The sequence below is a fragment of the Pseudomonas sp. NPDC087346 genome (genome assembly GCF_044744235.1).
Lineage (GTDB): Bacteria > Pseudomonadota > Gammaproteobacteria > Pseudomonadales > Pseudomonadaceae > Aquipseudomonas.
In genome coordinates this window covers 1-2,346 of record NZ_JBIUXX010000158.1, presented here as the reverse complement: position 1 = coordinate 2,346, position 2,346 = coordinate 1, and the positions used below count along the sequence as shown (strand labels likewise).

Below are 2,346 nucleotides of genomic sequence, written 5' to 3'. Positions count from 1 at the left end.
TCGTACGCAAGCCGCAGCGGCGGAAGCTCAACGACTCGAAGCCGAACGTGCGCGAATCGCATCTGAGCAACAACGGCAAAAAGACATGGCCAATGCCCGGCGCCGAAAGCAGGAGCAATCCCGCATTCGGGAGCAGGCACGGCTAGCGGCATTGGCAGAAGCCCAACGTCTTGCTCTCGAGCAAGCGCGGATCGCCGCCGAATCAGCACGATGGAATGCTCAAGTTGAATCTCAGGAAAAAGAGCGAATTGATGCGTTAAAAATCGCATTGGCCGCGGCGGAAGCCGATGCTGAGGCATTAGCCCAGCATTTCGCAGCTGAACAGGCGCGTCTCCAGAATGAAATGGAGGAGAGAATAGAAGGAATAAAAAACCAACTACAAAAAGAACATCAAAGTCTGGAAGTTCGACGAAATGTCATCAGGACCGCTACTGATGTAGCTCGCCGACAAACTCAACTGGCAAACCGGGAACTGCAAAAACGCGAGAAATTGGCTAAGACCGAGCACCAAGCGAAACAAGCACGTTTAACAGCCCAACGGCGGGCGCTATCAGAAGCCCGATGGAGAAATCCCGAGTTCGCTAACGCAGGTTCAATGGCAGTCTTTGGACCTGTGTTTACCGGAACACTGGGGGCTATTAACAACAATCCAACTTCTGCAATGGCGCTTGCAACAGCACTTCGCAAGGCCGTATCCATAGCTATAGCAACAGCATCAACAGCTGCTGCACCAATTCTGGTTGGATTTGCCGCCTTGCTCGTTCCTTCCGAACTGGGTAACGGCGACCTTTATTCTGCAAGCGTTCCACTTTCAAACCTTGCACCGGGTTCACTGGACGACCTGTATGAATTGGCTGTTACAGGCAAAGAAGTCGACATCCCCTTCAGGCTAGGCTCCAGGACAGTCGGGAATAGAGTAGAAATCGTAGTTGTCAGCACCGATGGCGTGTCCGTCCCCAGTAATATTCCGGTAAGAAAAGCTCACTTCGACACCAAGAGAAACGTCTACGTTTCCACCGTCGCGCCTGCCGGCTCTGGCGGTCCAATTGTCACTTGGACTCCGTTGGTCGAGCCACTGAATCCCTCAACGGATTTTCCTTTACTCGACACCGAGCTACCGATCTATGAAGGCGCTGATGTCACTCCTGACTCAGGCCGCATCGATCCCTTTCCTCAACTCGATCTCTATGGATTTGGTGGTTTCATTACCATCTTTCCAATCGAGTCGGGCATTCCGCCGATTTTCACGATGTTCAGGGATCGACGACAAGATCCCGGAATCGTTAGTGGGATGGGGCAACCGGTATCAGTTCATTGGCTAGGGGCAGCTTCAACACCGCAAGGTGCACCAATTCCTGAACAGATTGCTGATAAATTTCGAGGAAGGGAGTTCTCCAGTTTCAGATCGTTTCGAAGAGCGTTTTGGAAAGCTGTCGCAAGTGACTCGATTTTGTTGGATCAATTTTCGCAACTCAACAAAATAGACATGAGAGATGGCCTGGCGCCAAGCGCACGCCCTAACGAGCAGATAGGAAAACGCCAAAAATTTGAGATTCACCATATCAAACCGATCAGTCAGGGTGGAGAAGTCTACGATGTGAACAATCTCACCGTACTGACACCACATCAACACATCAAATTCCACTCCAAAAAAGGAGAAATTTGAATTGAAACTAAAAGAAAAGCTGGAAGAGTACACAGAGCGCGAATATCTCGAAATTATTGATCGACTATTCCAAGGTAGATTTCCATCAGAAAAACAACACGACGACCTTGTCGAACACATTGTAATAACGTCTGAGCATCCAAACGGAACAGGTGTTTTGTACTACCCGGAAGAAGGTTTCGAAGACAGTCCCGTCGGCGTGCTTGAAGCCATCAAAATCTGGCGAACGGCAAATGGGAAATCCGGATTTAAAACTGAAAATTAGAACGACGAAAAGCGAGTTGGAGTTCCATTTACTCACTGAACCACCGCATGTTTTGGCGGCCCTATTGTTCCAGTTGAAGATCGACCGGATCTGCGTCCGGTGGTGGTCGAAAGGATGAATGCCCGCTTGAGACGGGACTTTTCGCCAGTGATGGATCGGCTGGATGGAGGGTTAGCGCTACGCATGTCGTTGTTGGGGTGCATGTCTGGAATCGGTATTTTTCCTACCCGTTTGAAACCGTATTCTGAGCGGGCTTTCACGGGATACCCCGTAAAGCCACCAGCCACTGGCCGCTGAGCAACTCGCGCCATTGCTGACAGATTTCAGATGAATCGAAGGTTTCGCTTTATCGCCCCGGTGTTCACTGACGTTGATTTGTAGCTCCTTGATCCAACGTCTTACCTTGGCCGCTGCG

3 protein-coding genes are annotated in these 2,346 nt (G+C 50.5%); 2 read left to right on the top strand and 1 reads right to left on the bottom strand.

Features of this window, described 5'->3' with window-relative positions:
* Both ACIOZM_RS31725 and ACIOZM_RS31720 read left to right on the top strand, forming a co-directional pair.
* A partial coding sequence (locus ACIOZM_RS31725; RefSeq protein WP_401221609.1) for an S-type pyocin domain-containing protein occupies positions 1-1,666 on the top strand: 1,666 nt, incomplete at its 5' end.
* 1 nt (position 1,667) lies between these two features.
* The gene (locus tag ACIOZM_RS31720) at positions 1,668-1,931 is read left to right on the top strand and encodes a bacteriocin immunity protein (RefSeq protein ID WP_401221606.1); all 264 of its coding nucleotides are present in this window, start codon (positions 1,668-1,670) and stop codon (positions 1,929-1,931) included.
* 177 nt (positions 1,932-2,108) lie between these two features.
* Here the strand turns inward: ACIOZM_RS31720 and ACIOZM_RS31715 are convergent.
* On the bottom strand, positions 2,109-2,346 hold a 238-nt coding region (locus ACIOZM_RS31715), incomplete at its 5' end, for a hypothetical protein (protein ID WP_401221604.1).